Origin of the sequence: Hymenobacter sp. UYP22 (assembly GCF_040547285.1) — a bacterium.
Taxonomy (GTDB): domain Bacteria; phylum Bacteroidota; class Bacteroidia; order Cytophagales; family Hymenobacteraceae; genus Hymenobacter.
This window is the reverse complement of sequence record NZ_JBEPPK010000004.1, coordinates 105,179-130,463: the sequence shown is the minus strand read 5'-3', so window position 1 is coordinate 130,463 and position 25,285 is coordinate 105,179. Positions and strand designations below refer to the sequence as shown.

Below are 25,285 nucleotides of genomic sequence, written 5' to 3'. Positions count from 1 at the left end.
AACAGCGGTGTGCTGCGGAAGGCAAGACGTAGGATTTCCTGGTGAATATTGCCGATTCCGGGCAATACCGCCGTACTTGCACCCGGCTTGTTGTATTTCCCGGCTGCCTGATTGATACCTATGCGCATTGTAATTCAGCGCGTGCGGCACGCCCGCGTGACCGTGGAGGGCCGCATAACCGGCCAAATTGGTGCCGGCCTCCTGGTGCTAGCCGGCTTCGCCCCCGATGATTCGCCAGCCACCCTCAGCTGGATGGCGCGCAAGCTGGTACAAATGCGCATCTTCTCTGATGAGGAAGGTAAAATGAACCGCTCGGTGCTGGATACGGGCGGGGAGGTGCTGGTAGTAAGCCAGTTTACATTGCTGGCCGATGCCCGTAAAGGCAACCGGCCCAGCTACACGGGCGCGGCCCCGCCCCCCGTTGCTATTCCGCTTTACGAGCAGTTTGTGGAAGCTGTAAGCCAGTTGTTAGGCCGGGCCGTAGCCACTGGCGAGTTTGGCGCCGACATGCAGGTAGAGCTCCTCAACGACGGCCCCGTAACCATCGTGCTGGATTCTATCGAGTAGGGCAGTAACGGAACACCCGAATGGCGATTCTGGCAGGGCAAGTAACGCTGGTAGCAGAACGATTACATTGCCGCTTGGTTATTCCACTTGTCATTCTTGCGCAACCACTCAGCCGTCACCATGACCATCGAAGAAGCTCAGCAAACCGTTGACCACTGGATTCAGACTACTGGCGTCCGGTATTTCAATGAACTCACCAACATGGCTATGCTTACCGAGGAGGTAGGAGAGGTAGCGCGCATCATTGCCCGGCAGTACGGGGAGCAGTCCTTCAAAGAATCGGACAAGGGTAAAGTGCTGGCTGATGAGCTGGCCGATGTGCTGTTCGTAGTTATTTGCCTAGCCAACCAAACCGGCGTAAACCTCACGGACGCCTTACAGCGCAACCTCGCCAAGAAAACCCAGCGCGACGCTACCCGCCACCAGAACAACGAGAAACTACATTAACTACTTACTGAAAAACCCTGCCAGATGCACTGGCAGGGCTTTTAGGTGAGTGTGAGGCTATCTAGCCTTTGGTGTCAAAGGGTTCTGCAATCTGCCCGAAGTCGAGGCCATGCCGTTCTGCCGTTTCCAGCAACAACGCCCGCTGCCAGGGCCGCAACGACTGGTCGGCTCCCTGCTCAATAATTTCGGCAATAAGACGGTTGCTGAGCACCAGATTGGCCATGATAGGGCTGTGGTCCTCGGCCAGATGAGCTTTTAAGGCCATTAGTAGCGCCTCACGAGCATCGGCTTGGGCAGCTTTGGCCCCGGTAAGCCGCCGCCGAAACGGAAAGCGGCGCTGCTCGGCGGGCAAAGCGGGCTCGGGGGCACGGTCTTCAGTGGCTAGCTCCACGAGGCGCTCGGCAAAAGGGCTGCGCTTCAGCTCGGGGTGCAAGCCGGGCGCATTGCGCAGGTGGCCCGAGCTGGTTACGGGCAGACGGGTGAGCTCCGCCAGCCGGTCGTTGCTGGCCACCATGTACGTGGGACGGTCGATGTAGCGGGCCACCTCATCGCGCAGCATGAACAAGTCCCGGAACATGGGCAGCTCCTGGGGTTGAATGCGGTATTTGCCAGCCAGCCGTAGGTAGGGCCGTTCGTCGCGGGAGTAGCGTACTTCTTCCAAGGCTTTGTTTTCCTGGGCCGCCCAAGCAGTACGGCCCAGGGCCGCCAGTTTTGCCTGCAGCCGGTCTGTCAGCTCAAATAAATAGAGCACGTCGTTGGCCGCGTACTGCATCTGAGCGTCGGTGAGGGGGCGCTTTAGCCAGTTGGATTTCTGCTCGCCCTTATCCACTTCCAGACCCAGCTCTTGCTGAATCAGGCGGCCCAGGGAGATGTTGTTATCAGCCTCCGCCAGCAGAGTATACTGCACGCTCGTGTCGATGATGTTACGCACATGCACATCATAGAGCTCATCCAGCAGCAAAATGTCCGACTTGCAGCTGTGAAACACAATGGCTACCTCCGGGTCGCGCAGAATAGCCCACAGAGGCTCCAAGTCGTGGGCAGGGTTGGTGAGGGCCAGCGGGTCGATGAGGTAGACCGTGGTGCCATCAAACAGCTGAATCAGCGCCAGATTGCGCCCATACCGGTAGCGCATATCATCAAATTCGAGGTCAATGGCCAGGCGGGGCTGCTGACGGACTGCTTCCGCAACCTGCGCAACGGCGGCGGCATCGGTGATATACTGGATATCAGGCATTAAAGAAGGATTACAAAATTTGATCCGGCCCGGCAAAAAAGCACTGCGGCTGTAAACTGAGTAAAGGTAACCAGCTCCGGGCACCGAAACCAGATTCTCGGGCAATGGAAATTGTAGTGATTTACTTAAATCCTCTATGATATTGCTATTCGCCTATATATTTTGCATTGAAGGGCACTCATAGTTGAGGCCACGCAAGGCTTGGGGCAGATAGTAGAGCAGAATGCACCCGCGAATACCGCTGCATAACGTGGTTATGAAGCTTTTTTTCACTCTAACGGGCCTGTAAAAGGGCCGGATTGTATGAAACAGCATTACCTTATTCCAGTAACATTTGGGGTACTGATGGCCTCGTCAGCAACAGCCCAAACCCGGGCGGTAAGCGGCCGCGTCACGGATGCTGCCGGGGCCGCACTACCTGGCGTTACCGTGTTGGAGCGTGGTACTAGCAACGGCACTAGCACCGGGGCCGATGGTGGATTTACCCTGACTGTACAACCCGGCGCCACGCTGGTGCTGAGCTCCATCGGCTTCGAAACGCAGAATGTAGTAGTAGGTGACCGAACTAACGTAGCGGCCTCGCTAAAGAGTAGCGCCACGGAACTAGGTGAAGCAGTGGTAGTAGGCTACGGTACTCAGGCCAAGGCTGATATTAGTGGCTCCATTGTACAGCTCGGGGGCAAGGACGTACAAAATACCCCCGTACCATCGTTTGAGCAGGCTATTCAGGGAAAAGCGGCTGGCGTTTTCATTGAAAATAGTAGCGGAAAGCTGGGCCAGGGTATTAAAGTACGCGTGCGGGGCGCAACCTCGGTAAGCGGTGGTAACCAGCCCTTGTACGTGGTAGATGGGGTGCCAATTATTTCAGAAAGCCAGTCTGGTATCAGCGCCGAAACCAACCCTATTGCCGATATCAACGCCAACGATATTGAGTCTATCAGCATTCTGAAGGATGCGTCGGCATCGGCTATTTACGGCTCCCGGGCGTCTAACGGAGTGGTGTTGATTACCACAAAACGGGGTCGGGAAGGCGTAACGCGCTTCAACCTGAGCTACCAGACCGGCACCAGTACGCCCACCCGAAAACGGGACTTTTTGAACCCCACCGAGTACGTGGACCTGGTGCGCGAATCAGCCGCAAATGTAGGCCTGACGGCCTTTGCTGAGACGCGCCTGCAGCGCTATACCGCCGGCAACACCGATGTGCTGGCCTATGGTACCGACTGGCAGGAGGAAGTTTTCCAATCGGCTCCATTTCATCAGATAGACCTGAGCGCCAACGGTGGCTCCGACAAAACAAAGTTTTACGTTTCGGGGGGCTATAGCGACCAGAAAGGTATTCTGGTGGGTAACCAGTTCAAGCGCATTACTACCCGTACCAATCTTGACCACAAAGCGTCGGACTTCTTCTCCCTGGGCCTCAACTACTCGCTCAGCCGCACCGAAAACAGACGCCTTGCCGCCGATAACGCGTTTTCCAATCCTATGCAGATTGTGGCGTTGTCACCGATTACGCCGCTGATAGACCCGCGCACCAACCAGATCAGTGGGGCTTTGGATAACACTACGGGGCAGCCTAACACCAACTATCCGGTGTATTACAACCCGCTGCTGAACACCATTGGAGCCTCCTATTTGGCTACGGTGTACCGCAACCTGGGCAACATTTATGGGCAACTGAATTTTACTAAGCAGCTTTCCTTCCGCTCGGAGTTGGGCATTGACTTGCTCAACCAGGAGGAAGACTCTTATTATGGCCGCCTGACGGCCCGTAACACCTCTTTCGCCGACAATGGCAACGGTACCAACCGTACTGTAACCAACGGCCGCTTTATTACCAACAACTTCGCCACGTTTCGGCCGGTTCTGGGCGAGCAGCACAGCCTAGAAGTGGTGGGTGGGTTTTCGTTTGAGAAGCGGCGGGTAAAGTCCAATAGCGTATCGGGGCAGCAATTCCCCAGCGACGCGTACCGGCAGATTACCAGCGCCGCTCTAATTAGTGCCGGCTCATCGGCGCGCACGGAAAGCTCTCTGGTATCGTGGTTTGGCCGGGCTAATTACATCTTCAACAACCGCTACCTGATCAACGCCAGCTTCCGGGCTGATGGCTCTTCGCGCTTTGGCAGCAACAACCGGTACGGTTTCTTCCCGGCGGCTTCGGTGGGCTGGGTGCTCACGGAGGAGGCTTTTCTGAAGGATAATGCCATCATCACCCAACTCAAACCTCGAGTGAGCTATGGCATTACGGGCAACCAGTCGTTCCCGGACTTTCCTTGGCAGGCGCTGTACTCCGATGCCGGTTACGGTGGAGTACCCGGCCAGGCTCCGGTGCAGATTGCCAACCCCGACCTTAAATGGGAAAGTACCAGTCAGTTAGATATAGGTCTGGATTTTGGATTTTTCAATAGCCGCCTGACGGGTGAAGTAGACCTCTACCGCAAAAACACCTCTGACCTGGCCTTGAATGTCAATGTGCCCGGTACCAGTGGCTTTGCCCAGCAGTTCCGGAATGTGGGCGACCTGGAAAACAAAGGCCTAGAGGTTGCCTTGAATACGCGCAACTTGGAGGGCGCCAACTTTACCTGGAGCACGAGCTTCAATGCCTCTGCTAACCGCAACAAAGTAAAAAACCTCCAGGGCCAGATTATTGAGGGTGGATTTCTGAACCGGGCTCAGGAAGGTCAGCCCCTGGGTGTGTTCTTCGGAGTTGAGTACGCGGGTGTAGACCCCGCCAATGGTGACGCGCTCTACTACCTGAACACTGCCAACGCCGATGGTTCTCTGGACCGGAGTACCACGCCCGACTATAACGCCGCCCAGCGGGTTATTTTGGGTAACCCGAACCCCAACTGGATTGGTGGGGTCACCAACACCTTCACTTTCCGCAACCTGATTGATTTCTCGTTTACCTTCCAGGGGGTATTTGGCAATGAGGTGTACGACGGGGGCGGCAAGTTCATGTCGGTGGGCTTCAACAATGGCTTCGACAACCAGACCCGCGACCAATTGCGTCGCTGGCGCAACCCCGGCGACGTAACCGATGTGCCGCAGGCCCGCTTGTTTGCGGGCAACGGCGTTGGCGAGTCGTCGCGCTTCCTCTATGATGCCTCGTACGTGCGCCTGCGCACGGTTACGCTGGGCGTCAATATTCCCAAGTCGTTGACCTCATATGCGCACCTGAATACGGCCCGCCTGTTTTTCTCGGGGGTCAACCTGCTCACATTCACCGATTACAAAGGCTGGGACCCGGAGGTGAACACCGACTACATTGCCAGCAATATTTCGCAGGGCAACGACTTTTATTCTGCCCCGCAGGCCAAGACGTTCACCATAGGGTTGAACATCGGGTTTTAATCATCCTCTGACCGTTTCTGGACATGAAATATTCTGTTGTTCGTTCTCTTTTGATAGCCGCCACGTTGGGGCTGCTGCCGCTAACCAGCTGCAATGATGAGCTGGACATTACGCCCAATAATACCGTGTTGGCGGAAGACGCACTGAAAACATCTGCCGATGTGGAGGCTGCTATGGTAGGGGTGTATGATGCCCTAGGTAGTCAAGCACTGTATGGCGGGCAGCTGCAGTTTATGGGGGAGTTACTGGGTGATGCCGGGGATTTGGCCTTCGTAGGTACCTTCAACCAGCCAAACGAAGCTTATCGTAAAGCGCTGCTGGTTAATAATACCTTCGTGGCGCAGTCGTGGCTGGCGGGCTACCGTACCATTAACAACACCAATAGCGTGCTGGCAGCCATTGATAAAGTAACGGCTGCCCGTCGAAACCGCATTGAAGGCGAGGCCTTGTTCGTGCGGGGACTAGTGTATTTTGATTTAGTGCGCTATTATGCCAAAGCATGGAATGACGGCAGCCCGCAAAGCAACCCTGGAGTGCCCTTGGTACTTACGCCGACCACTAGCCTGGGCAGCAACAATCAAGTAGCCCGAAACACGGTTGCGGAGGTATATACCCAGGTGCTACAGGATTTGGAGCGGGCCAAAACGCTACTGCCGGCCACTAATGGCGTCTTTGCCAACCGGAGTGCTGCCTCGGCCATTCTCTCCCGGGTGTACCTGCAGCAGGGGCGTTATACGGAGGCGGCGGCCGCCGCCACGGAAGTAATTGCTAATACCCGCTACTCACTGGACGAATCGGTGGAGGCAGTATTTACAAACACCAAGGCCTCGACGGAAATCATTTTCTCCCTACAGGTTTCCAACCAGGATGGTATCAACGAGCTGAATACGTACTTCTCGGAGTTGAGCCGGGCAGATATCGAGATTCAGGAGCAGCATCTGAACCGCTACGAAGCGGATGACACGCGTCTGAATTTGTTCGGTAATACTGGCGGTACCAACTATCTACTGAAGTATGACGACCCCTATGCCAACGTAGTACTGATCCGGCTGGCTGAAATGTACCTGACACGCGCAGAGTCCCGTTTCCGGGGGGGCAATACCACCGGCGCCCTAAGCGACCTAAACCTTGTACGAGTACGTTCTGGTCTAGCGCCGCTCACTAGTGCTCAACTTTCGCTGAACGCCATTCTGCGGGAGCGGCGCCTGGAACTAGCCTTCGAGGGATTCCGCCTGCACGACGCCAAACGAACTCAAGAGGCTATCGTTAATGCAGCGCCCAATGTAAATGTGAATTTGGCCTGGAACTCCCCCCGCCTGATATTCCCTATCCCGCGCCGCGAAATTGACGTGAACCCTCGTTTGGTACAGAACGACGGGTATTAACAACGAAAAAGGCCGCTCCCAGAGCGGCCTTTTTTACTCTTCGTCTTCTTCTGCCAAGTGGCTGAAATCTAGCTTGGGGGCTAACCGCAGGGCTTCCCGAATTACGTCGTCCATGAGTGGTTGGGAGTCGGCATCGAGGGTGCGCTCGAAGAGGTGCAGGAGCTGCTCGCCTTCCTCGTTCACGTACAGGTTGGTATAGAGCCGTTCAAACGTAGACGCATCCTTCTGAATGGTAGCATCAATGGCCCCCACGGAAGGTGCTTTTAACGCCCGGTGTAGTACATCCAGCACGGCCCGGGCCTCGTCTAAGTCACCGAGGTCGGAGAGCAGCTTCATCAAGGACAGGGCCACGCCGAGGCGCACCCGCTCGAAGCGGTAGGCAATATCCTGGGGGCTGGCCTGCTCGAAAGTGCGGTAAGCCGCCAGGGTAGTGGGGTGGAGGTAGCGGGCGGCGTCGGCGGGCTGGGCGAAGACCAGCTCCAGCAACCGCTGGTAGGGAGAAACAAGCATGGAAAGCACCTCAACGCCGGCACGCGGCTGACTAACAAAATATAATTGAGGGGTGTTGTAACCCCGCAGCACAAAGGTACGATTGTGAAAGATGAAGCAGGCTGCTGCATGTGATAATGTCTGCTCCGCCCTTTGTTCATCCCTCTCCCGCACTTCTCATGACGCACAAGAAAAAATGGCTGATTTTCGCCCCCGCCGGACTAATAGCTATTGGCCTGGGTAACTGCTTGGTTCAATGGGCCGCCGATAAAAAACGCAACGGCCATTCTACTACCGAGTGGGTAGCGGCTGGTACAGCGGCCTTGGCCGTCTTCAACGTCGGCATCAGCTTATTTGGCAGAGGCGTAGTGGAGAAAGTGAAATATGATCTGCAGGAAAAGCCCCAGGAACTGGATTACGCCAACGTAGCCCGGCTGTGAGTGGTGAAATGGTGAATTTGACGTTCAATATGCGCAAATGGAGCAAGCGGAACGTCAAACTCACTACTTCATCACTCACAGCACCCGCACTTTCAGTTGGGAAGCGTGCTGGGGGGAGTGGTAGAGGCGGTGCGTGGCAATCTGAAAATCCTTCTCATCGGCCTGAAAGATGTTTGGGACGAAGGTTTGCGGGTTGCGGTCAACCAGCGGAAACCAGGAGCTCTGCACTTGCACCATCAGGCGGTGCCCTTTGCGGAAGGTGTGGCACAGGTCCTGCACTACAAACGGAACGGCTGTTACCTGATTTGGCACAAAGGCTTCGGGCTGGCTGAAGCTGTTGCGGAACCGGCCCCGCATTACCTCGGAGCGCACCATCTGCTGGTAGCCGCCCAGTTTCACGGCCGGGTTCAGGCTGGGGTTGTTGGGCGTATCGTCCGGGTACACGTCAATTATTTTCACCACCCAATCGGCGTCGGTACCCGTAGTGGCCACTTGCAGCAGGGCATCAATGGGCCCGGCCAGGGTCAGGTCTTCCGTAAGGGCATCCGTCTGGTAGGTCAGCACATCGGGGCGACGGCTGGCGAAGCGCTGGTCGTCGGTCATGTACTCGCGGGTCATGCCCACGGCGGTAGCTTCAGTGAAAGGTACCGGATGGGCCGGGTCACTTAGATACTGGTCGAACTCTGGGCCGCTGCCGGGCTGCTCAAACCCGATTTTGCCAGCTGGCTGGAAATACAAGGTGCGTACCTGCGCGGCCTTGGGCGGCCAGGTATCAAACGTGCGCCAGCGGTTGGTTCCGCCCTCAAATACCGTAGCCTCGGGCACGGCCGCCGGCTTGTTATCCTTTAGGTAGGCCTTGAAAAAAGGGGCTTCAATTTCCTTTTGGTAGTAGAGGGAGGGAGATTCGCCGTAGGCTACGTTGCCCACCATTTCGCCGGTGCCTCGCGCCCAGCCACCGTGTACCCAGGGGCCCATCACCAGGCTGTTGCGCATGCCGGGGTTCTGCTTCTCAATGCTTTCGTAGATTTTTAGAGCCCCGAACAAGTCCTCAGCATCGTTAAAACCGCCTACAGTTAGCACGGCTGTGCCTTTGTTGAGGTTTTTGAGGCGGGGGCGCAGATTACGGGCCTGCCAGAACTCGTCGTAGTTGGGGTGCTGAGTCATTTCATTCCAGAAAGCCACTTGCCCCTTATAGTACCGCGCATCAGCATTTTTCAGCGGGCCCATCTTCAGGAAGAAGTCGTAGCCATCGGGGGTGCCGTGTTTGAAGCTGGGGTTGCCGGTGGGCGTAGGCTGGGGCCGGGGGAGCCCAAAGGAGGCCAGGAAGTTGAAGGCGTGGGGCAGGAAAAAGGCGCCGTTGTGGTGAAAGTCGTCCCAAAACCAGTCGGCAATGGGAGCCTGGGGTGAGGCCGCTTTCAGGGCCGGATGGCGGCTGAGCAAGCCGGTGGCCGTGTAGTAGCCGGGGTAGCTAATGCCCCACTGGCCCACGCGGCCGTTATTGCGCGGACCTTTCTTCAGCAGCCACTCAATAGTATCAAATGTGTCGGTACCCTCGTCAATGTCGGTCTTGCCCGTATGCGTATCTTTTTCGGGGCGCACATCCACAAACTGGCCCTCCGACATATAGCGCCCGCGCACATCCTGGTAGGCAAAAATGTAGCCCTCGTGCAGCATGGTGCTGCTGGGTCCTAGGTTCTTTTTCATCTTGCCGGCCCCGTACGGCCCCACCGCGTAGGGCGTGCGGTTCAGCATAATGGGATACTTCACCTTATCGGCGTCGTTGGGGGCGTACACCACCGTGTACAGCTTCACTCCGTCGCGCATCGGAATCTGGTACTCCGTTTTGGTGTAGTGCTGCTGAATATAGAGCGTATCGGCCAAAACCTGCGCCAGCTGCTGTTTGTCGGCTTCCGAGGGCAGCGGGTAGGAGAGGAGCATCTGAGCGTGGGCGGCCCAAGTGCCGGCAGCTAGCAGGGCAGTTAGCAGTGGCAGGCGTACAGCGGAAATAAGCATAGGAAGAGAGAAATAGGAATGAAGTCTAAAAGATGCGGCCAAAAAAGCAGAACTGCGTCTTTAGGTGCGGGTTTATGCTTTATTTGAGAACTGAACTTTATTTCCACCTGCCGGTCGTCGCTGGCGCAAGCTTTTTCTATTTGTGAGAAAACATACTTTCCGGCTACTTGTACTGCTGCTGACCCTCCTGGCGGCCGCGCCCACTTGGGGCCAGAACGCGGCACCCGGCCCCCTGCTGACTCCCCGCCAGTTTCTGGGCTACGAGCTGGGTACTCGCTTTACGCCCCACGCGGAGCTGCTGCGCTACGTGGAGCACGTAGTGGAGCACAGCCCCGGCCGGGCCAAGCTGCAGCGCTACGGCCGCACCTACGAAAACCGCCCGCTGGAACTGGTGTACGTGGCCACGCCCGAAAACCTGACGAACCTGGACGATATCCGGCGCAACAACCTGCGCCTGGCCGGACTGGAAACCGGCTCAGCTGCCACCAAGCAGCCCGCCGTGGTGTGGCTGAGCTACAACGTGCACGGCAACGAGTCGGTATCATCGGAAGCAGTAATGCAGGTGCTCTACGACCTGGCCAACCCCCAGAACCAGCAGGTGCAGCAGTGGCTCCAGAACCTGGTGGTAATTGTGGACCCCTGCGTAAACCCCGACGGGCGCGACCGGTACGCGCAGTGGTACAACCGCGTGGCCAACCAGCGGCCCAACGCCTCGGCCTTAAGCTGGGAGCACCATGAGCCCTGGCCCGGCGGCCGCTACAACCACTACTACTTCGACCTCAACCGGGACTGGGCCTGGCAAACCCAGCAGGAGAGCCGTCAGCGCATTGTGGTGTACAACCAGTGGCTGCCTCAGGTGCACGCCGACTTCCACGAAATGGGCCCCAACAACCCCTACTACTTTTCGCCGGCCGCTAAGCCCTTTCACGCCGACCTCACGGACTGGCAGCGCAAGTTTCAGAACATCATTGGGGACTACAACCGCCGCGTGTTCGATAAGAACAACTGGCTGTACTTCACCCGCGAAACCTACGACCTGTTCGCGCCCTTCTACGGTGACACCTGGCCCAGCTTCAACGGAGCTATTGGCATGACCTACGAGCAGGGCGGCGGTGGCCCGGCCGGCCTGAGCTACGTGAAAGCCGATGGTGATACCCTGACCCTTGCCCAGCGCATCGAGCATCACCACGCCACCAGCATGGCCACGTTGCAGGCCGCTTCCGACCGGCATGAGGAGCTAATCCGGGAGTTTCAGAAGTTCTACACTGATGCCCGCACCAAACCCAAGGGCGAATACAAATCCTACGTGCTGGCTGGCTCCTCCGACCCCGGCCAGGTGCGCGCCCTCACCCAGTACCTCGATAGACAGCAGATCAGCTACGGCTTTGCCACCAAGCGCAACCGTCAGGTGGGCTACAACTACACCACCGGCAAAACCGAAAGCGTGCAGATTGAGCCCCGCGACGTGGTTATCAGCATGTACCAGCCCAAGTCTACACTGGTGAAGGTGCTGTTTGAGCCCCAGGCTCAATTGGAAGATTCCCTGACCTATGATCTGACCGCGTGGTCATTGCCCTATGCTTTCGGGCTGAAAGGCTATGCGCTGAAAAACCAGTTGTCAGCCACCAGCGCCCAACCGCCCGTGGCTACGGTAGTGGAGAAAGGAGGTAAACCCGTTCCGGTACCCGCCAGCTCCCAGCCCATCACCGACCGGCCATACGCCTACGTAGCGCGCTGGAACAACCTGCAGGATGTCCGGTTTCTGAGTCGATTGATGCAGCAGGGCGTGAAAATGCGGGTGGCCGACGAGCCTTTTGAAACCGAAGGCCAGAAGTACCAGCGCGGTACGCTCATCATCCCGCGCACCGGCAACGAGCGGCTGGGCGCCCGTTTTGATCAGTTGGTACACGCCCAGGCCGATTCGGCTGGCGTGCTGGTGCAGGCGGTGCAATCGGGCCTGTCCACCACCGGCGGCGACCTGGGCTCCCGTTCCGTACGGCCCCTCAAAATGCCCAGCGTAGCCATTCTGGCCGGCCCCGGCATCGATGCTACGGCTTTCGGGGAGGTATGGCACTTCTTTGAGCAGCAAGTAGGCTACCCCGTTACAGTGTTGGGTACCGACTATTTTAACGGTGTGCCACTAAGCAAATTCGACGTGTTGATTCTGCCGGATGGGCGCTACGATGACGTGCTGACGGAGCGGGGGCTAGAAAATGTGAAAACCTGGGTGCGGGGCGGCGGCCGCCTCATTGCCCTCGAAGGCGCTTCCCGTTTCCTGGCGGGTAATAAAGACTTCCTGCTCAAAACCAAACCCGCCGACACGGCAGCCAGCAAAAAGGCCAGCCCCTACACTGCTCTGCGCCGCTACGCCGATGCCGAGCGGGAAGAAATTGGGGAGCGGGTGCAAGGCAGCGTGTACCGCGTACAGCTCGATAATACCCACCCCCTAGCTTTCGGCTACGGCGACACCTACTACGCCCTGCTGCGCGACATTCCCAACTACCGCTTTCTGCCCAGAGGCGGCTGGAATGTGGGTGTACTAAAAAAGGACAGCTATGCTGCTGGGTTTGCGGGCCGTGGCGCCAAGCGGGCCCTCACCGACAGCTTCGTGCTGGGAACCCAGGAACTGGGCCGGGGCCAGGTAGTCTACCTCGGCGACAACCCTTTGTTTCGGGCATTCTGGCAGGGCGGCAAGCTGCTCTTCGGCAATGCAGTGTTCATGGTAGGACAGTAATAACCACCTATTGAACAACAAAAAGCCCCGCTAACTCAGTTAGCGGGGCTTTTTGTTACTTGGGCCGGTAGACTAATCTACTACGTCTTCAGCTTTGTTTTTTACGGCATTAGCGCCCTTTTTCACTGCTTTACCAGTTTTCTTGGCGCCACGCTCAACGGCATTACCCGTTTTTTTGCCGGCGTACTTTACGTCCTCTTTGGTGTTATAGGCCTTTTGGCCGGCTTTGGTGCGGCCCGAGCGGGCTTCTACTTTAACCGTGCCGTTGTCACGTTCGGTTACCGTGGTTTTGGCACCGCTGGTTTCGTCACGTACCGTCGTTTTATCACCTTGAGCGAAGGCAGCCGTCGAGAAGACCACGGCTGCAGCCAGAAGCAGTATCTTTTTCATGAGGAGAGTCTTATGGAGAAAACAGGATTCTGTGTCCTTATACGGCCCGCTGGAAATTGGTTGTATCCTGGCAGCAAAACGCCGAAAGTTACTGCGTAATGCTGCCTGCTGACTAGGGTTGAGCTTGTGCACTAAGAAGCTGCTACTCAAGCATCAGAAGTCGGTTCTAAGGTAAAAGCAGAGAGGAGTCGCCGTAACTCAGAAACCGGTAGTTATGGCTCAGTGCGTGCTCGTACACCGTCCGCCATTGGGGCCCGATGAGGGCGGCTACCAGCAGCAGCAGCGTACTTTCGGGCTGGTGGAAGTTGGTAATCAGCCCTGAGGCTAGCCGGAACCGGTAGCCGGGCGCAATGAGTAGCTGGGTGGTAGCGTGCAGCAACTCGGAGCCGGTACGCTCCAAATAGTGCAGCAATGCCTGCAATGCTTGGTCGGCAGAAACCTCGACTTGTCCTTCGTAGGGCTGCCATTGCTGTACGTGCCAATCAGGTTCTGCCTCGGGCTGCTGTAGCAGGCGGGCCCCCAGCCAGTACAGGCTTTCCAGGGTGCGCAGGCTGGTAGTACCCACCGGGATAATGGGCTGCGGCACCTGATGCAACAGCTGCCGCAGCGTGGCAGCCGTAACGCTGATGGGCTCCCCGTGCATGGTGTGCCCATCCATCTGCTCCGCTTTGACGGGCTGGAAAGTGCCGGCTCCTACGTGCAAGGTCACCTGGGCCGAGGAAATCTGCCGTTGCGCAAGGTTGGCCAGCACTGTATCGGAAAAGTGCAGGCCAGCCGTGGGGGCGGCCACAGCCCCCTCGTGGGCGGCATACACTGTCTGGTAACGCACGGCGTCCACTTCCGTATCGGCGCGGTTGAGGTAGGGAGGTAGGGGCAAGTGGCCCGCTCCGCGCAGCACTTCGGCAAATGGCAACTGGGCCGGTTCCCAGCTAAAGCGAATCAAGGCATACCCATCGTGCTGCTCTACCCGCTGCGCTGCCAGGGTGGCCGCTTGGCCCTGCACTTCAAATTCCAGCGTCACTGCACCTTCTTTCCACCGCTTGCCATTGCCAACCAGGCATTTCCATACGCAGTTGCCGGTTTGCTGCATGGCGGGCTCTATGGCACGGTGAGGGGCTACTGGCTCCAGGCAAAACAGCTCCACGATGCCCCCGGTTGGGCGCCGCGCAAACAAGCGGGCCCGCACCACTTTGGTATCGTTGAACACCAACAAGCTGCCCGCCGGCAGCAGTTCTGGTAATTCCCGAAACTGCCGGTCATAGATTCGGCCCTGCTGGTATAGCAGCAGCTTCGACTGGTCACGGTTGGGCAGCGGCTCCGGGGCAATGCGCTCGGGTGGCAACTGGTAGGTGAAGTCGTGAATGGAAAGTTGGCGCGGGTCGGGAGTGGGTACCATAGGCCGCAAAGGTAGGGCCGGCGGAGGGTCACTGCCGAACTATTGGCGGCGGAAAATGAGCAAGTGCTGCTGGGGCAATGACTCAATGGAATCGGTAAGGCGCAACCCAATGGCCGCCATTTCACGCCGGGCCTGGGCAATACTCATCTTGTGAATGCGCTTAATGGGCACTTTGGAGTCCTCGGCCCGATACTCCACCAATGCCACGCGTCCAGTAGGCGTAAGGGAGTTCCGGATGGCGCGCATCATTTCCCGCGGATAGTCGAACTCGTGGTAAGCATCCACCAACAGCACTACATCAACACCCTTAGCCGGCAAATTAGGGTTGCTGGTAGTGCCTTGCAGGGGTACTACATTAGTAGCGCGCAGACGGTCTTTAGTTTCGCGCAGGGCCGTGAGCATTTCCGGTTGAATATCAACGGCCAGTACTTTGCCCTTGGGCACCAGCGGGCTGATGCGGAAGGTGAAGAAGCCAGTGCCCGCCCCAATGTCGGCTACCACATCGGTCGGTTTTAGCCGCAATTCCCGCAACAGAATATCAGTGCCTTCTTCCTGCTGACGGTCGGAGCGCTCCAGCCAGGATGCACCCTCGTGGCCCATTACGTGCGCAATCTGCCGGCCCAGATAATACTTGCCAATGCCATTGAGGTCTTGGGGCGGGCGGCGCTCATAGCCGCTGGTATCTGGCAGCGTCTGGCGGCGCTCCTCGGTTAGTTGGGCCGCCGAGCTTTCAGAAAGAGGCTGCGTGCAGGCAAAAGAGCCCGCAAATAATCCGGCGGCGCTCAGCCACACTATTGCTTTGGGAGAAAACGGCATATGCACAGGTGCAAAGTAACGGTGCCGCTTCAACATCGGTTGAGTATGAAGCGTTCGACTGAAGCCAAGATCAGAATGCTACCCTGCGCAACATAGGCTGGACGGCGGGAAATAAGTAGCAGAAAATCAGGCGTACATAGTAAAAATCTATTTTTTAATTGGCCCTTCTGTTACTTTAGCCCGTACAAGCCCTGTTTTCCTTTCTTTCATCAACCACTTTTTCTATGAAACACTTGTCCGGAATCCTGCACAAGCTCACGGCCGTGGCTGCCGTAGCAGTAGCCCTGACCAGCTGTAACCGCGCCGAGTATGCTATGCTGCCCAAGACGTCGTCGGCGTACCATGGCACCCAGCGCGCAGTAACGGTTGCCCCTGCTACCGACGTAGCCCCCGTAGCTGCACCAGTTGAAAAATCGGTAGCCGTGAGTGCTCCTGCTGCCAAGCCTGCCGTAGCCAAAACCACTGCTGCTCCAGCCGCTCCAGTAGCCAAAGCCCCCAAGCTGAACTTCGCGCAGAAGGCAGTAGTAGCCAAGCTGACTAAACAAGCTAATAAGCTGACTGCCAAAACGCAGGTAAGCAAAAAGTCGGAAGTAGCTTCGCAGGAAGATGCCAACGCTATCAACCGTAACATAAAGCTTGGTATCATTCTGTTGCTGATTGGCGTACTGCTCGGCGTGTTTGGTGGTATCTTCAGCGTTCTGGGCGGCATCATCGGTATCATCGGTATCGTACTGATCATCCTGGGTCTGCTCGACGAGGTGTAACCACTTCGAAAAAGCCAATAGCAAAAAAGGCCGAGGCTTCAGCTTCGGCCTTTTTGTGCAGTAAAAATCTATATTGCCGCATACTTTACTTCTGCTAAATACTCCATTATTTCATTTTACCTTCTATTCAAATGAACTCTCGCCTCCTGGGTATCCTCCTAGGTATTCTATGGTTAACCTCCTGCCGCAGCACGCAGATACCCGCGTTTTTTCCGGCCGCCCAACAATATCAGCCGCATCTTGTGCTGCCTTCGCGTGCGGAGTCGGAAGCATTATCGCGCCCATCCGCTGCTGTACGGCCCGCGTCATCCCGCAAGCCAGTGGCCGGCAGCTTATTGCGCAAGTCGGTAGCCACGGCCGCAGATACTTCCCGGCGACCTGCCAAAAAACCCAAAGGAAACCAGCCCACGTTAGTTATAACAGGAACTGATACCTTGGTGGGGTATCCTGTTACTGGCCGCATACCTTCAACTATTACTTCCGACACGTCGGTTATTCCTTCTGATCCGGAGACTACGTTTGTCAATGTAATTGGCGGTGTGCTGACGGCAACCGGGCTTATTTCGCTGGCTGTATCAACTGACAATAAATCGGGCACAAGCTCTAGTTGGGAGAACCTCTATCTGGGAATAGTAGCTTTAACTTTAGTACCAATAGGTATTGCCTTGTTGCTTTATCAAGGAAAAAATGGCCGGTTGCGGCTTAAACGAGAGGCCCGCCGCCAAGCTCGCGCAGATGCGCAGGCACCTCACGTAGCGGCTGGTACTACCTCATCCAGCAAGAAAGCCAAGCGCCATCCACTGCGGAAACTGGCCGCTATTCTGTTGATAGCAGGAGCATTACTATTAGTAGGCGGCCTGTTGACCGCTCCTTATGGAATGCTTTTCTTCGGCTTGCCCGGCACCACTGCCTTGCTGATCGGGCTTATCCTGATGGTAGCCTCACTCTAGCTGGCCGCATGTTACCCCTACATCGGGTCCACGTCGGCGGCTAGGCGCACCTGCTTGAACTCCTTCTGGTCACGTACTAGGTTCATGGCTTCCAGAATATCAGCCTTGGCGGCGCGCAGCACGGTATGTTCCCGGCTGAGCTTGATGGTAATTTCCTGGAGGTAAAAGTTGCGGATGCGGAAAATGTAGGGCGCTTCCGGCCCCAGCACGGCTTCCCGACCCAGGCGGTCTACCAGCTCCTGAGTAAGCAGAATGGCGGCCCGCTCGCCCACTACGGCATCCATGTGCTTCACGGTGAGCCGAATGACGCGCATAAACGGTGGGTAGCCATGCTCCCGCCGCTGCAAAATCTCGTACTCGTAAAACTCCAGGTAGTCGTTGCGGATTACCTTGTCGAAAATCACCTGCTCTGGGTCGCCGGTCTGGATAATCACGCGGCCCTTCTTACCCTTGCGGCCCGCCCGTCCGCTTACCTGCACAAACATCTGGAAGGCCCGTTCGTGGGCCCGAAAATCGGGGTAGTGAATGATGCTGTCGGCGTTGATGATGCCCACTAGGCTCACGTTGGCGAAATCGAGGCCCTTGGTTACCATCTGGGTGCCTACCAGCACGTTGGTGGCCTGCTTCTCGAAGTCCGAAATGATTTGCTGGTAGGAATTTTTGGCGCGGGTGGTATCCAGGTCCATGCGCTGCACATTGGCCTGGGGCAGCATTACCTTCAGGTCATCCTCCAGCTTCTCGGTACCGAAACCCACGGTTTTGAGGTTGCGGGAGCCGCAGGCCGGGCACTGCACGTACATCCGCTCGTGGTAGCCGCAGTAGTGGCAACGCAGTTCGTGGCTGTGCTTGTGGTAGCTCAAACTCACGGCGCAGTTGGTGCACTTGGGTATCCAACCACAGTCGAGGCAGTTGATGAAGGGGGAATAGCCGCGCCGATTCTGGAACAAAATTACCTGTTCCTTAGCCGCCAGCTTGCTTTCCATGGCCTGCATCAGCTCCGGGGTGAAGTGGTTGAGCAGGGTTTTTTGCTCCCGGCTTTTGCGCGTATCCACCAGCTCAATTTCCGGCAGCCCGGCCTCCCCAAACCGCTTGGTGAGTGACACCAGCCCGTAGCGGCCGGTGCGCGTCTGGTAGTAGGTTTCTACGGCGGGCGTGGCTGAGCCCAGCAGGGTTTTAGCACCCTGGAAGTTGGCCATCATCAAGGCTACTTCCCGGGCATTATAGCGCGGGGCGGGGTCGTACTGCTTGTAGCTGGATTCATGCTCCTCGTCCACAATCACCAGGGCCAGGCTATCAAAGGGCAGAAACACGGCCGAGCGGACCCCAATCACCACCTGAAACCGTCCTGCCAGTACGCCATTCCACACTTCCACCCGCTCATTATCGGAGAACTTGGAGTGGTATACGCCCAGCCGCGACCCGAACACGCGCATCAGGCGAGTTACAATCTGAGCGGTGAGGGCAATTTCGGGCAGCAGGTACAGCACCTGCCCGCCCCCGTCCAGAGCCTGCTTAATAAGGTCGATGTAGATTTCCGTTTTGCCCGCGCCCGTTACCCCATGTAGCAGCACAATATCCTTCTGCTGAAACTGGCGCATGATGTCCTCACGGGCCGCCTGCTGCGCCTCACTCAGCGTGAAGTGCATGTTGGCCTCGGCATCGTCCTCATCCAGGGGGAAGCGGGATACAATTTGGTCAAACTGCTCCAGCACGCCGTTTTTGATGAGCGTGTTGACGGCGGAAGGGGAGAGGTGAGGGGCCGAGGTCAGGTAAGCTTTTTCGAGGCCGCGCTGGTTGGCGTGCTCGTTCTGGTACACCGGCACTTTCTGCAGGTAGCGCATAAGTACGTCCAGCTGCTTGGCCCGGGCGGCCAGTTGGGCAAATAGCTCCTCCAGCGCGGCCTCGGCAATAAACCGATGAGCCAGGCGCACCTTCTTCACCACCTTAGGCGAATACTTATCCTGTAAGTGCTCGAACAGAAATACCACATCCTTCTGCATCAAGGACTTGATGTACTTGTGGAAGGAAGCAATGCCCAGCAGCTCACCTACTTCCGTGAACGTCATGGATTTGCCCTCCTCACCGGTGCTCAGCGCGGCCACTACCTTCTGCTCCTGCTCACTAAGCGGATAAGGGTTCGTTTCGGCCTCAAAAGCCGGATGCAGCTGTACCCGGCTCTCGGAGCTGAGTTTCAGGGCCGAGGGCAAAGCCGCATTAATAACTTCGCCTAGAGTGCACAAGTAATAGTCAGCTATCCAGCGAAACAGCTTCAGCTGGGGCTGCGTGACTACCGGCGCATCGTCAATGAACTCCAGAATATACTTGGCCTGGTATTCCTTGGGCGGGTTCTCGTGCACGGCGGCCACGATGCAGCTCAGGGTTTTCTTGGCCCCAAATTGCACAATCACGCGCCCGCCCACCACCACGTGGTCGTTCAGCTCAAAGGGGACGCGGTAAGTATAAAGTTTCGGCAACGGTAAGGGCAGAATCACATCCGCAAACAGCGTTAGGCGGTCGGCGGCGGGTTCTGGCTGGGGCTGCACAAAGTCAAACGTCAGGCTCAAGGGCAAAAGGAAAAGCAGTGGCTTTTCCGTAGGTAAAAACGGTAGAAAAGGCGGCGGTGCGCAAGAAGACCATTCCCAGACAAGGGGCCAGGTCTGGGTACTGGCCAGTTGGTAAAGATACGGCCGGGCCATGCTTTCTTGGCGCGCCGAAAGCCTACTAAAAAAGAAAACCCGACCACTGGCGGTCGGGTTTTCAATTAGCTGTTTTCGGAAGTTGGCGTATCGGTGCTTGGCTTCTTACGCGGAGGGCGGGGCTTGCGCTTAGGGGCGGGAGCCGTTGCGGCGGGCGCTTCCCTGGGCGTCTCAACAACCGGTACCTCAATGGGTGAGGGAGCAGGCTCCGTTGCCGAAGTTTTGCGGCTAGGACGCTTACGAGGGGGTTTAGCAACGGGCGTTTCCGGCAGCGGGGCGGGTACCACCTCGGCCAGAACTTCTGCTGCTGATTCGGCTACTGGTTCAACGGCTGATACTGCCGCCGCTTTGGCTGCCGGCTTGCGGCGCGCCCGGGCTTTGGGTGCAACTGGGGTAGTAGCCGCCGCACTAGTCTGAGCTACATCCGATACTGCCTCACGCTGCGTTACAACGGGTACATCCGGGGGCAGTACTTCAGCAACAGGCTGGGCTGCGTCCGGCCCGGATTCTGGTACTACTGCTTTTTTGCGGTTGCGCGGGGTTGCCGCCCGTTTCGCACGAGGGGTTTCGGCAACTGGCTCCGTAGCTACGGCCGGCTCCACTACCTGTGGAGCAGGTGCTGGTGCGGCCACTTCCGGTTCGGGCTGGATAGCTGGAGCGGCTTCCAGAACGTTAGCCGGCGCGGGAGCAGCTTGGCTCGGAGCAGGAGTTGGTTCAATAGTTTCTGCGTCCGTTTCCTCCGGATTGGTTTCCTCGGTGGCGTAGAGAGCCGGGCGGCCGTTACGGCTGCCTGTGCGTGCGGGTCGTTCCCGCTGGTTGCGGCGGTTATTACGACTGCGGCGCGGAGCTTCGTTCTGTTCAGGGGCTGTTTCCTCCGCTTCAGTAGCAGCTGGTAGGTCCGGCTGCGGCTCTGTGGTTGCGGGCACTGCCGCTTCGCGCGGCTCGTCATTCGCCGTAGCAGTTACCGCTGACGTTGCTTCGCTGGTAATGGCTTGGTGCGCTGTTTCCTGAGCGGCTTCGGCAGCTAAGCGGGCATGCTTGCGTTTGGTGCGCTTGGCCCCACCACGGGAGCGGCGCTTCTTCCGGCGGACAGGCTCCTCACCCGCAGATGTAGGCAGTTCCTCTTCCTCCCCTTCTTCCGCCTCATCCTCTTCCAGCCCGGCCGTGTAGGCGTGTTCGTAGGCCGACTCGGGAGTGGGTGCTGATTCATCCTGCTCCTCAGTTGCCTCTGGTTCCTCTTCGTCGGAGTTTTCGCGCAGCATACCGGCCCCTGCTCCCAGTAAAGAGGCCTGCGAAGTCGTGGTTTCTTCCGCGTACTCCCCAATGTCAATGCGTTCCTCGTCGTCCTCCTCTTCCAACTCCGGCTCCGGCGCAGAGTAAGGGAGAGGCAAATCAGCCAGTTCCCGCTCCAGATGCAACGTCTCCATGCGCACATCGGCCTGCGAACCAAGCCGGCGCAGACGCTCCAGCGTGCTTTCCAAGAACTGCCGATGTTCGGGCGCCGCTGCGTACGTGGGCTTGTGGCCGAGCGCTTGCCGGATACCTTCCCACTCCTTCTTAAAACGCCCGAAAGAGGCATCGAAGTAAGTGCGGGTAAACCGTTCCCAGATATAATTCTCGGCTACCTCAGATGGGTGCAGCATATCGGCCGCGTAGAAGCGGTAGTCGCGTAAATCGTCCAGCAGCAACTCGTAAGCGGGGAAGTAGGTAACGTCGGGCAGCAGTTCGCTGAGGTAGTGGCAAGCCACCCGCAGCATGGATTTGCTGGTAGAGTTCAGCACCAGCGTATCCTTGATGTGGCGCACCGGACTAACCGTCAAAATAAACCGCAAACGTGGGTTAATGCGCCGCAGGTAAGCATGGGTTTCGGCTACGGCGGCAATGATGTCGTCGGCCGTCAGCAACTCCTTCTCAAATTTCTCGGCCGGCAGCTTGTGGCAGTTACTGATGATGGCATCCGTCTCGCGCAGGCGGTAAGCAAAGGCTGAGCCCAGCGTGAGTACCACCGCATCGGCCGTAGCCAGAAACACGCCTACCTCACGGGTCAACGTCTGGATGTGCTGCAACAGCTCTACCGGCGTCTCGGCCCCAATATCGGCGTGCAAGTCGTGGCTTTGCCAGCGGCCCCGGGCCTCCACTACGTGCTGCTGCCAGTCCATATCCTCGCCGGCGGCCGCCCGAAGCAAGCGGCAGGCGGAAAGTGGGTTGAAGACGGTACCAAACGGGTTGACCATGGTGGTCACCTTGAAGTCGCGCAGGCGCGACCCGATGGAATCCGAGAAACAGGAGCCTATCGTCAGCACCCGGGCCGAAAGCGGCAGCTGTTGGGGATGAGGCGTAAGCGGGAGTTCGGTACGAAACATTGGATGTGATACGGCCCTCAACTGAGCCAATAGACGATCAATCTGCTGTGGCATCCCGCACCCGGGCAGTTAAGCCAAGACTACAGGAGCGCGCCCGAAGGACGCGGAGCAGAAGCCGCTGAAAATACAATATCAGGCAATACAGTCATGCCAGAGCAGGCTATTGAAACCTTGTACGCACAAAGGTCTGTAATAGTCGGGAGCTTTGCGCGCATCCTACACAAATACAAACAAAACGCCCGGCTGCTTCCGCAACCGGGCGTTTCAGGGTACTAAAACGCGTAGCTTACTCAGCTACTACGTTGAAACGTACTTTGTGCTTTACCTCACGGTGCAGGTCAGCCGTAGCAGTGTATTCGCCTACCGAGCCGGGCTCCGAGTCGAACGACAAACGCTTGCGGTCAACGTCAACGCCTTTCGCTTTCAAGGCGTCGGCCAGCTGCAGCGTGGTTACGCGGCCGAAGATTTTGCCGCTCTCACCCACTTTGGCTGGAATTTCCAGCACCAGGTCACCGATTTGGTTAGCAATAGCCTGCGCGTCGCCTTTGATTTTGTCAGCTTTGTGAGCTGCCTGACGTACGTTTTCAGCTACGATTTTCTTGTTGGTCTTGTCGGCCAGAACGGCCAGACCCTGCGGGAGCAGGTAGTTGCGGCCGTAGCCGGGCTTCACCGTTACGGTGTCGTTCTTATAGCCCAGGCCTTTAACGTCGTCTTTCAGAATTACTTCCATGTCTTTATTGAGTTGTTAGCTGCTGGTTGCTGGTTGTTAGTCACTGTGCAGGCACAAGACCGTTAACCGACAACTGACAACTAAACACTGACAATCTATTTCAAAGAGTCGGTTACGTAGGGCATCAGAGCCAAGTGACGAGCTTTCGCTACGGCTTGGGCCACTTTGCGCTGAAACTTCAGGCTGGTGCCGGTAATACGACGGGGCAGGATGCGGCCCTGCTCATTCACGAACTTCAACAGGAAGTTCGGGTCTTTGTAATCAACGTACTTAATACCGTTCTTCTGGAAGCGGCAGTACTTTTTGCGGGTATCCTGCTTGTGGATCTTTTCGTTGGCGAGGCTCATGGTCTTACTGGGCTACGGCTTCCGATTGTTTAACTTTCTGCTGGTTCATCTCGCCTTTACGACGACGCGCACCGTAAGCTACGGCGTGCTTGTCCAGTACAGTAGTGAGGAAGCGGATAACCCGCTCGTCACGGCGGAACGCCAGTTCCAGCGTATCTACCACGTTACCTTCACCGGTGAATTCTACCAGGAAGTAATAACCAGTGTTCTTTTTCTGAATTGGGTACGCCAGTTTTTTGAGGCCCCAAGCTTCAGTGTTGATGATGTCGGCGCTATTTTCCTTAAGCACCTGCGAGAACTTCTCGACCGTCTCTTGCACTTGGCTCTCGTTCAGAACGGGAGTCAAAATGAAGACCGTCTCGTAATTTCTTACTGCCATTACGACGGGGTGAAAATTGTGTGAAAAACTAAATGAGGGGCAAAGATAGCACAATTTATGGCACTTGCTACTGCCTCATGACTCTTTTTAGTGAAAGCCTCCTGCTATAATAGGCTGATCATCAACTGCAAAAGAAGGTGCTGATGAGGAGACTACTCCGGCTGGCATAGTTACCGATATAGGCGTACACTCCTTTATTATATAGCCGAGCTGGTGAAGGCTTGTAAGGCAGGTAGTTGCTACTACTTCGCATTCTTTTCGGCGAACCGAGCCTTTTTAGAATGTTTCTAAGCTTCTAGAATAGGGCGAAAATTAGCCCAAGCCGGTTTGTTCTCTGGGTTTCCCAACCTACATTTGTGGCCTTGAAGCACCCCCGCGTTTCTTTTTTTCAGTCAATTTGTGCTATGGATAGCATCCGACTACGACCCCTTTCCCGCCTCTTTCTCGCTCTGTCTCTGTTCTTTGCTAGCGTAGGCTCGTCCTTCGCTCAAGGCACGGCGGCCGATCCGAGCAAAGCCGGCGTGGCACCCGGCGCTACGGCGGCCGCTGCCCCCGCCGCCGCTGCCGGCGCCCCCGCTGGCGACGCTGCTGCCATTGCCGCCGGCGACGCTCTTTTCAAAGGTAACTGCGCCCAATGCCACGCCGTGAACGAGGTGGTAGTAGGTCCGGCCCTGGCCGGTATTACCAAGCGCCGTCCTATGTCCTGGATTATTCCATGGATCAAGAACTCCAGCAAACTGGTGGCCAGTGGCGACGAGTATGCTGTGAAGATCTTCAACCAGTACCAGAAACAGCAGATGCCCAGCTTCCAGCTGTCAGATGCTGAAATCACCTCCATCATTGCTTACACTACTTCGCAGGAAGGCGGAGTTGCTGGTAAGCAGCCTTCCAACGATAACAGCCCAAAAGCTGAAGGTGATACTACTGCCGATGCTGGTGACGACGCTGCCGGGGCTGGCAAGTACATGAATCTCCTGCTCATCGTGCTGGTGGTAGTGCTGATTGTATTGGTTGTGACGTTGGTTATCATTGCCAACATCATGAAAGACGTGCTGCGTGGTCGCAAAGACCTCGACGGCCGTGATGTGGAAGTAATTGATCAGCGCTTCGATTTCTCGAAGATCTATAAGTCGACGGCTGTGCGTGGTATTGTGGGCACCTTGTTCGTGCTGGCAGTACTATACGAGAGCATTCAGGGCGCTATGGGCGTAGGCCTGCAGCAGGGCTATCAGCCTACTCAGCCCATTGCCTTCTCGCACAAACTACACGCTGGTGAACACCAGATTAACTGCGCTTATTGCCACACCTCGGTGTACAAGAGCAAATCGGCTAACATTCCTTCCCCTAACATCTGCATGAACTGTCACTCGCAGATCAAAACAGAGTCGAAAGAAATTCAGAAAATCTACCGGGCTATCGAGCGTAAACAACCCATTCAGTGGGTGCGCGTGCATAACCTGCCTGACCTAGCCTACTTCAACCACTCCCAGCACACCCAAGTGGGTGGCATTGAGTGCCAGACCTGTCACGGTCCTATCCAGAACATGGAAGTAGTGTACCAATACTCGCCCCTCACCATGGGCTGGTGCATCAACTGCCACCGCGAAACGCCCCTCAACACCAAGGGCAACGGATACTACGACAACCTCGTGAAGCTGCACGACTCGGCTAATGGTGCCGTGCCGTTCACCGTATCGTCCAACGGCGGTACCGAGTGCTCGAAGTGCCACTACTAGTAAGCTAGGGCCTTGGGCTCCTGGGTGGCTGGCCTCCTAACCAGCTCCGGGC

Annotated in this window: 20 protein-coding genes; 9 read left to right on the top strand and 11 right to left on the bottom strand. The window is 57.0% G+C overall.

Translation table 11 applies throughout. From position 1 onward, the window contains the following. Window positions 1-120 precede the first annotated feature (120 nt). Window positions 121-567: a D-aminoacyl-tRNA deacylase gene (dtd, locus tag ABIB60_RS09120; RefSeq protein WP_354579317.1), complete on the top strand. Its 447-nt coding sequence runs from the start codon at window positions 121-123 to the stop codon at window positions 565-567. 120 nt (window positions 568-687) lie between these two features. Then, complete coding sequence (locus tag ABIB60_RS09115) at window positions 688-1,014, top strand: nucleotide pyrophosphohydrolase (RefSeq protein WP_354579315.1); 327 nt, start codon at window positions 688-690, stop codon at window positions 1,012-1,014. Window positions 1,015-1,075: 61 nt separating this feature from the next. On the opposite strand, the gene ABIB60_RS09110 is transcribed toward ABIB60_RS09115, so the two are convergent. After that, window positions 1,076-2,251, bottom strand: a complete 1,176-nt coding sequence (locus tag ABIB60_RS09110; protein ID WP_354579313.1) for a ribonuclease D — start codon at window positions 2,249-2,251, stop codon at window positions 1,076-1,078. Between the two features lie 303 nt (window positions 2,252-2,554). Here ABIB60_RS09110 and ABIB60_RS09105 point away from each other — a divergent pair, with 303 nt between their 5' ends. Next, entirely contained in the window at window positions 2,555-5,605 is a 3,051-nt protein-coding gene (locus ABIB60_RS09105) for a SusC/RagA family TonB-linked outer membrane protein (RefSeq protein WP_354579312.1), read from the top strand. A 23-nt stretch (window positions 5,606-5,628) separates the two neighbouring features. Beyond that, window positions 5,629-6,990, top strand: coding sequence for a RagB/SusD family nutrient uptake outer membrane protein (locus ABIB60_RS09100; RefSeq protein ID WP_354579311.1), 1,362 nt, complete (start codon window positions 5,629-5,631; stop codon window positions 6,988-6,990). Window positions 6,991-7,023: 33 nt separating this feature from the next. Here ABIB60_RS09100 and ABIB60_RS09095 read toward each other — a convergent pair whose 3' ends face one another. Then, window positions 7,024-7,500 (bottom strand): hypothetical protein, encoded by a 477-nt coding sequence (locus ABIB60_RS09095; protein WP_354579309.1) that lies wholly within the window; start codon window positions 7,498-7,500, stop codon window positions 7,024-7,026. Between the two features lie 158 nt (window positions 7,501-7,658). Between ABIB60_RS09095 and ABIB60_RS09090 the strand changes: the two genes are divergently transcribed. After that, window positions 7,659-7,919 carry a hypothetical protein gene (locus ABIB60_RS09090; protein WP_354579308.1) on the top strand — a complete coding sequence of 87 codons (261 nt, stop codon included), beginning with the start codon at window positions 7,659-7,661 and terminating at the stop codon, window positions 7,917-7,919. A 75-nt stretch (window positions 7,920-7,994) separates the two neighbouring features. Here ABIB60_RS09090 and ABIB60_RS09085 read toward each other — a convergent pair whose 3' ends face one another. Continuing rightward, window positions 7,995-9,932: a CocE/NonD family hydrolase gene (locus tag ABIB60_RS09085; protein WP_354579306.1), complete on the bottom strand. Its 1,938-nt coding sequence runs from the start codon at window positions 9,930-9,932 to the stop codon at window positions 7,995-7,997. 142 nt (window positions 9,933-10,074) lie between these two features. Here ABIB60_RS09085 and ABIB60_RS09080 point away from each other — a divergent pair, with 142 nt between their 5' ends. Beyond that, on the top strand, window positions 10,075-12,666 hold the full coding sequence (locus ABIB60_RS09080; RefSeq protein ID WP_354579304.1) for a M14 family metallopeptidase: 2,592 nt from the start codon (window positions 10,075-10,077) through the stop codon (window positions 12,664-12,666). A gap of 72 nt (window positions 12,667-12,738) precedes the next feature. On the opposite strand, the gene ABIB60_RS09075 is transcribed toward ABIB60_RS09080, so the two are convergent. Genes ABIB60_RS09075 through ABIB60_RS09065 form a run of 3 tightly spaced genes read right to left on the bottom strand, consistent with a single transcriptional unit; the run spans window position 12,739 to window position 15,268 of the window. Beyond that, window positions 12,739-13,188 carry a hypothetical protein gene (locus ABIB60_RS09075; RefSeq protein ID WP_354579303.1) on the bottom strand — a complete coding sequence of 150 codons (450 nt, stop codon included), beginning with the start codon at window positions 13,186-13,188 and terminating at the stop codon, window positions 12,739-12,741. 34 nt (window positions 13,189-13,222) lie between these two features. Continuing rightward, window positions 13,223-14,452 (bottom strand): S-adenosylmethionine:tRNA ribosyltransferase-isomerase, encoded by a 1,230-nt coding sequence (locus ABIB60_RS09070; RefSeq protein WP_354579302.1) that lies wholly within the window; start codon window positions 14,450-14,452, stop codon window positions 13,223-13,225. Window positions 14,453-14,491: 39 nt separating this feature from the next. Then, window positions 14,492-15,268, bottom strand: a complete 777-nt coding sequence (locus ABIB60_RS09065) for a class I SAM-dependent methyltransferase (protein ID WP_354579301.1) — start codon at window positions 15,266-15,268, stop codon at window positions 14,492-14,494. Window positions 15,269-15,492: 224 nt separating this feature from the next. Here ABIB60_RS09065 and ABIB60_RS09060 point away from each other — a divergent pair, with 224 nt between their 5' ends. Beyond that, complete coding sequence (locus ABIB60_RS09060; RefSeq protein ID WP_354579300.1) at window positions 15,493-16,032, top strand: hypothetical protein; 540 nt, start codon at window positions 15,493-15,495, stop codon at window positions 16,030-16,032. A 131-nt stretch (window positions 16,033-16,163) separates the two neighbouring features. Continuing rightward, window positions 16,164-16,982 carry a hypothetical protein gene (locus ABIB60_RS09055; protein WP_354579299.1) on the top strand — a complete coding sequence of 273 codons (819 nt, stop codon included), beginning with the start codon at window positions 16,164-16,166 and terminating at the stop codon, window positions 16,980-16,982. 17 nt (window positions 16,983-16,999) lie between these two features. Here the strand turns inward: ABIB60_RS09055 and priA are convergent, their stop codons facing one another. The 5 genes from priA to rpsF all read right to left on the bottom strand — a co-directional run bounded on the left by priA (window position 17,000) and on the right by rpsF (window position 23,497). Further along, complete coding sequence (gene priA / locus ABIB60_RS09050; protein WP_354579298.1) at window positions 17,000-19,546, bottom strand: replication restart helicase PriA; 2,547 nt, start codon at window positions 19,544-19,546, stop codon at window positions 17,000-17,002. A gap of 197 nt (window positions 19,547-19,743) precedes the next feature. Next, entirely contained in the window at window positions 19,744-22,041 is a 2,298-nt protein-coding gene (locus ABIB60_RS09045; RefSeq protein WP_354579296.1) for a GSCFA domain-containing protein, read from the bottom strand. A 286-nt stretch (window positions 22,042-22,327) separates the two neighbouring features. Then, the gene (gene rplI / locus ABIB60_RS09040; protein WP_315998580.1) at window positions 22,328-22,771 is read right to left on the bottom strand and encodes a 50S ribosomal protein L9; all 444 of its coding nucleotides are present in this window, start codon (window positions 22,769-22,771) and stop codon (window positions 22,328-22,330) included. 95 nt (window positions 22,772-22,866) lie between these two features. Further along, window positions 22,867-23,118, bottom strand: a complete 252-nt coding sequence (gene rpsR, locus ABIB60_RS09035) for a 30S ribosomal protein S18 (protein ID WP_044002832.1) — start codon at window positions 23,116-23,118, stop codon at window positions 22,867-22,869. 4 nt (window positions 23,119-23,122) lie between these two features. After that, window positions 23,123-23,497: a 30S ribosomal protein S6 gene (rpsF, locus tag ABIB60_RS09030; protein WP_125421248.1), complete on the bottom strand. Its 375-nt coding sequence runs from the start codon at window positions 23,495-23,497 to the stop codon at window positions 23,123-23,125. Window positions 23,498-23,901: 404 nt separating this feature from the next. Here rpsF and ABIB60_RS09025 point away from each other — a divergent pair, with 404 nt between their 5' ends. Further along, entirely contained in the window at window positions 23,902-25,233 is a 1,332-nt protein-coding gene (locus ABIB60_RS09025; RefSeq protein ID WP_354579294.1) for a cytochrome c3 family protein, read from the top strand. Window positions 25,234-25,285: the final 52 nt, after the last annotated feature.

What these genes read in the sequence shown, in the direction of transcription:
- dtd (WP_354579317.1), top strand. Translation starts at nt 121, where the DNA reads ATGCGCATTGTAATTCAGCGCGTGCGGCACGCCCGCGTGACCGTGGAG.
- ABIB60_RS09115 (WP_354579315.1), top strand. Translation starts at nt 688, where the DNA reads ATGACCATCGAAGAAGCTCAGCAAACCGTTGACCACTGGATTCAGACT.
- ABIB60_RS09110 (WP_354579313.1), bottom strand. Translation starts at nt 2,251, where the DNA reads ATGCCTGATATCCAGTATATCACCGATGCCGCCGCCGTTGCGCAGGTT.
- ABIB60_RS09105 (WP_354579312.1), top strand. Translation starts at nt 2,555, where the DNA reads ATGAAACAGCATTACCTTATTCCAGTAACATTTGGGGTACTGATGGCC.
- ABIB60_RS09100 (WP_354579311.1), top strand. Translation starts at nt 5,629, where the DNA reads ATGAAATATTCTGTTGTTCGTTCTCTTTTGATAGCCGCCACGTTGGGG.
- ABIB60_RS09095 (WP_354579309.1), bottom strand. Translation starts at nt 7,500, where the DNA reads ATGCTTGTTTCTCCCTACCAGCGGTTGCTGGAGCTGGTCTTCGCCCAG.
- ABIB60_RS09090 (WP_354579308.1), top strand. Translation starts at nt 7,659, where the DNA reads ATGACGCACAAGAAAAAATGGCTGATTTTCGCCCCCGCCGGACTAATA.
- ABIB60_RS09085 (WP_354579306.1), bottom strand. Translation starts at nt 9,932, where the DNA reads ATGCTTATTTCCGCTGTACGCCTGCCACTGCTAACTGCCCTGCTAGCT.
- ABIB60_RS09070 (WP_354579302.1), bottom strand. Translation starts at nt 14,452, where the DNA reads ATGGTACCCACTCCCGACCCGCGCCAACTTTCCATTCACGACTTCACC.
- ABIB60_RS09065 (WP_354579301.1), bottom strand. Translation starts at nt 15,268, where the DNA reads ATGCCGTTTTCTCCCAAAGCAATAGTGTGGCTGAGCGCCGCCGGATTA.
- ABIB60_RS09060 (WP_354579300.1), top strand. Translation starts at nt 15,493, where the DNA reads ATGAAACACTTGTCCGGAATCCTGCACAAGCTCACGGCCGTGGCTGCC.
- ABIB60_RS09055 (WP_354579299.1), top strand. Translation starts at nt 16,164, where the DNA reads ATGAACTCTCGCCTCCTGGGTATCCTCCTAGGTATTCTATGGTTAACC.
- ABIB60_RS09045 (WP_354579296.1), bottom strand. Translation starts at nt 22,041, where the DNA reads ATGTTTCGTACCGAACTCCCGCTTACGCCTCATCCCCAACAGCTGCCG.
- rplI (WP_315998580.1), bottom strand. Translation starts at nt 22,771, where the DNA reads ATGGAAGTAATTCTGAAAGACGACGTTAAAGGCCTGGGCTATAAGAAC.
- rpsR (WP_044002832.1), bottom strand. Translation starts at nt 23,118, where the DNA reads ATGAGCCTCGCCAACGAAAAGATCCACAAGCAGGATACCCGCAAAAAG.
- rpsF (WP_125421248.1), bottom strand. Translation starts at nt 23,497, where the DNA reads ATGGCAGTAAGAAATTACGAGACGGTCTTCATTTTGACTCCCGTTCTG.
- ABIB60_RS09025 (WP_354579294.1), top strand. Translation starts at nt 23,902, where the DNA reads ATGGATAGCATCCGACTACGACCCCTTTCCCGCCTCTTTCTCGCTCTG.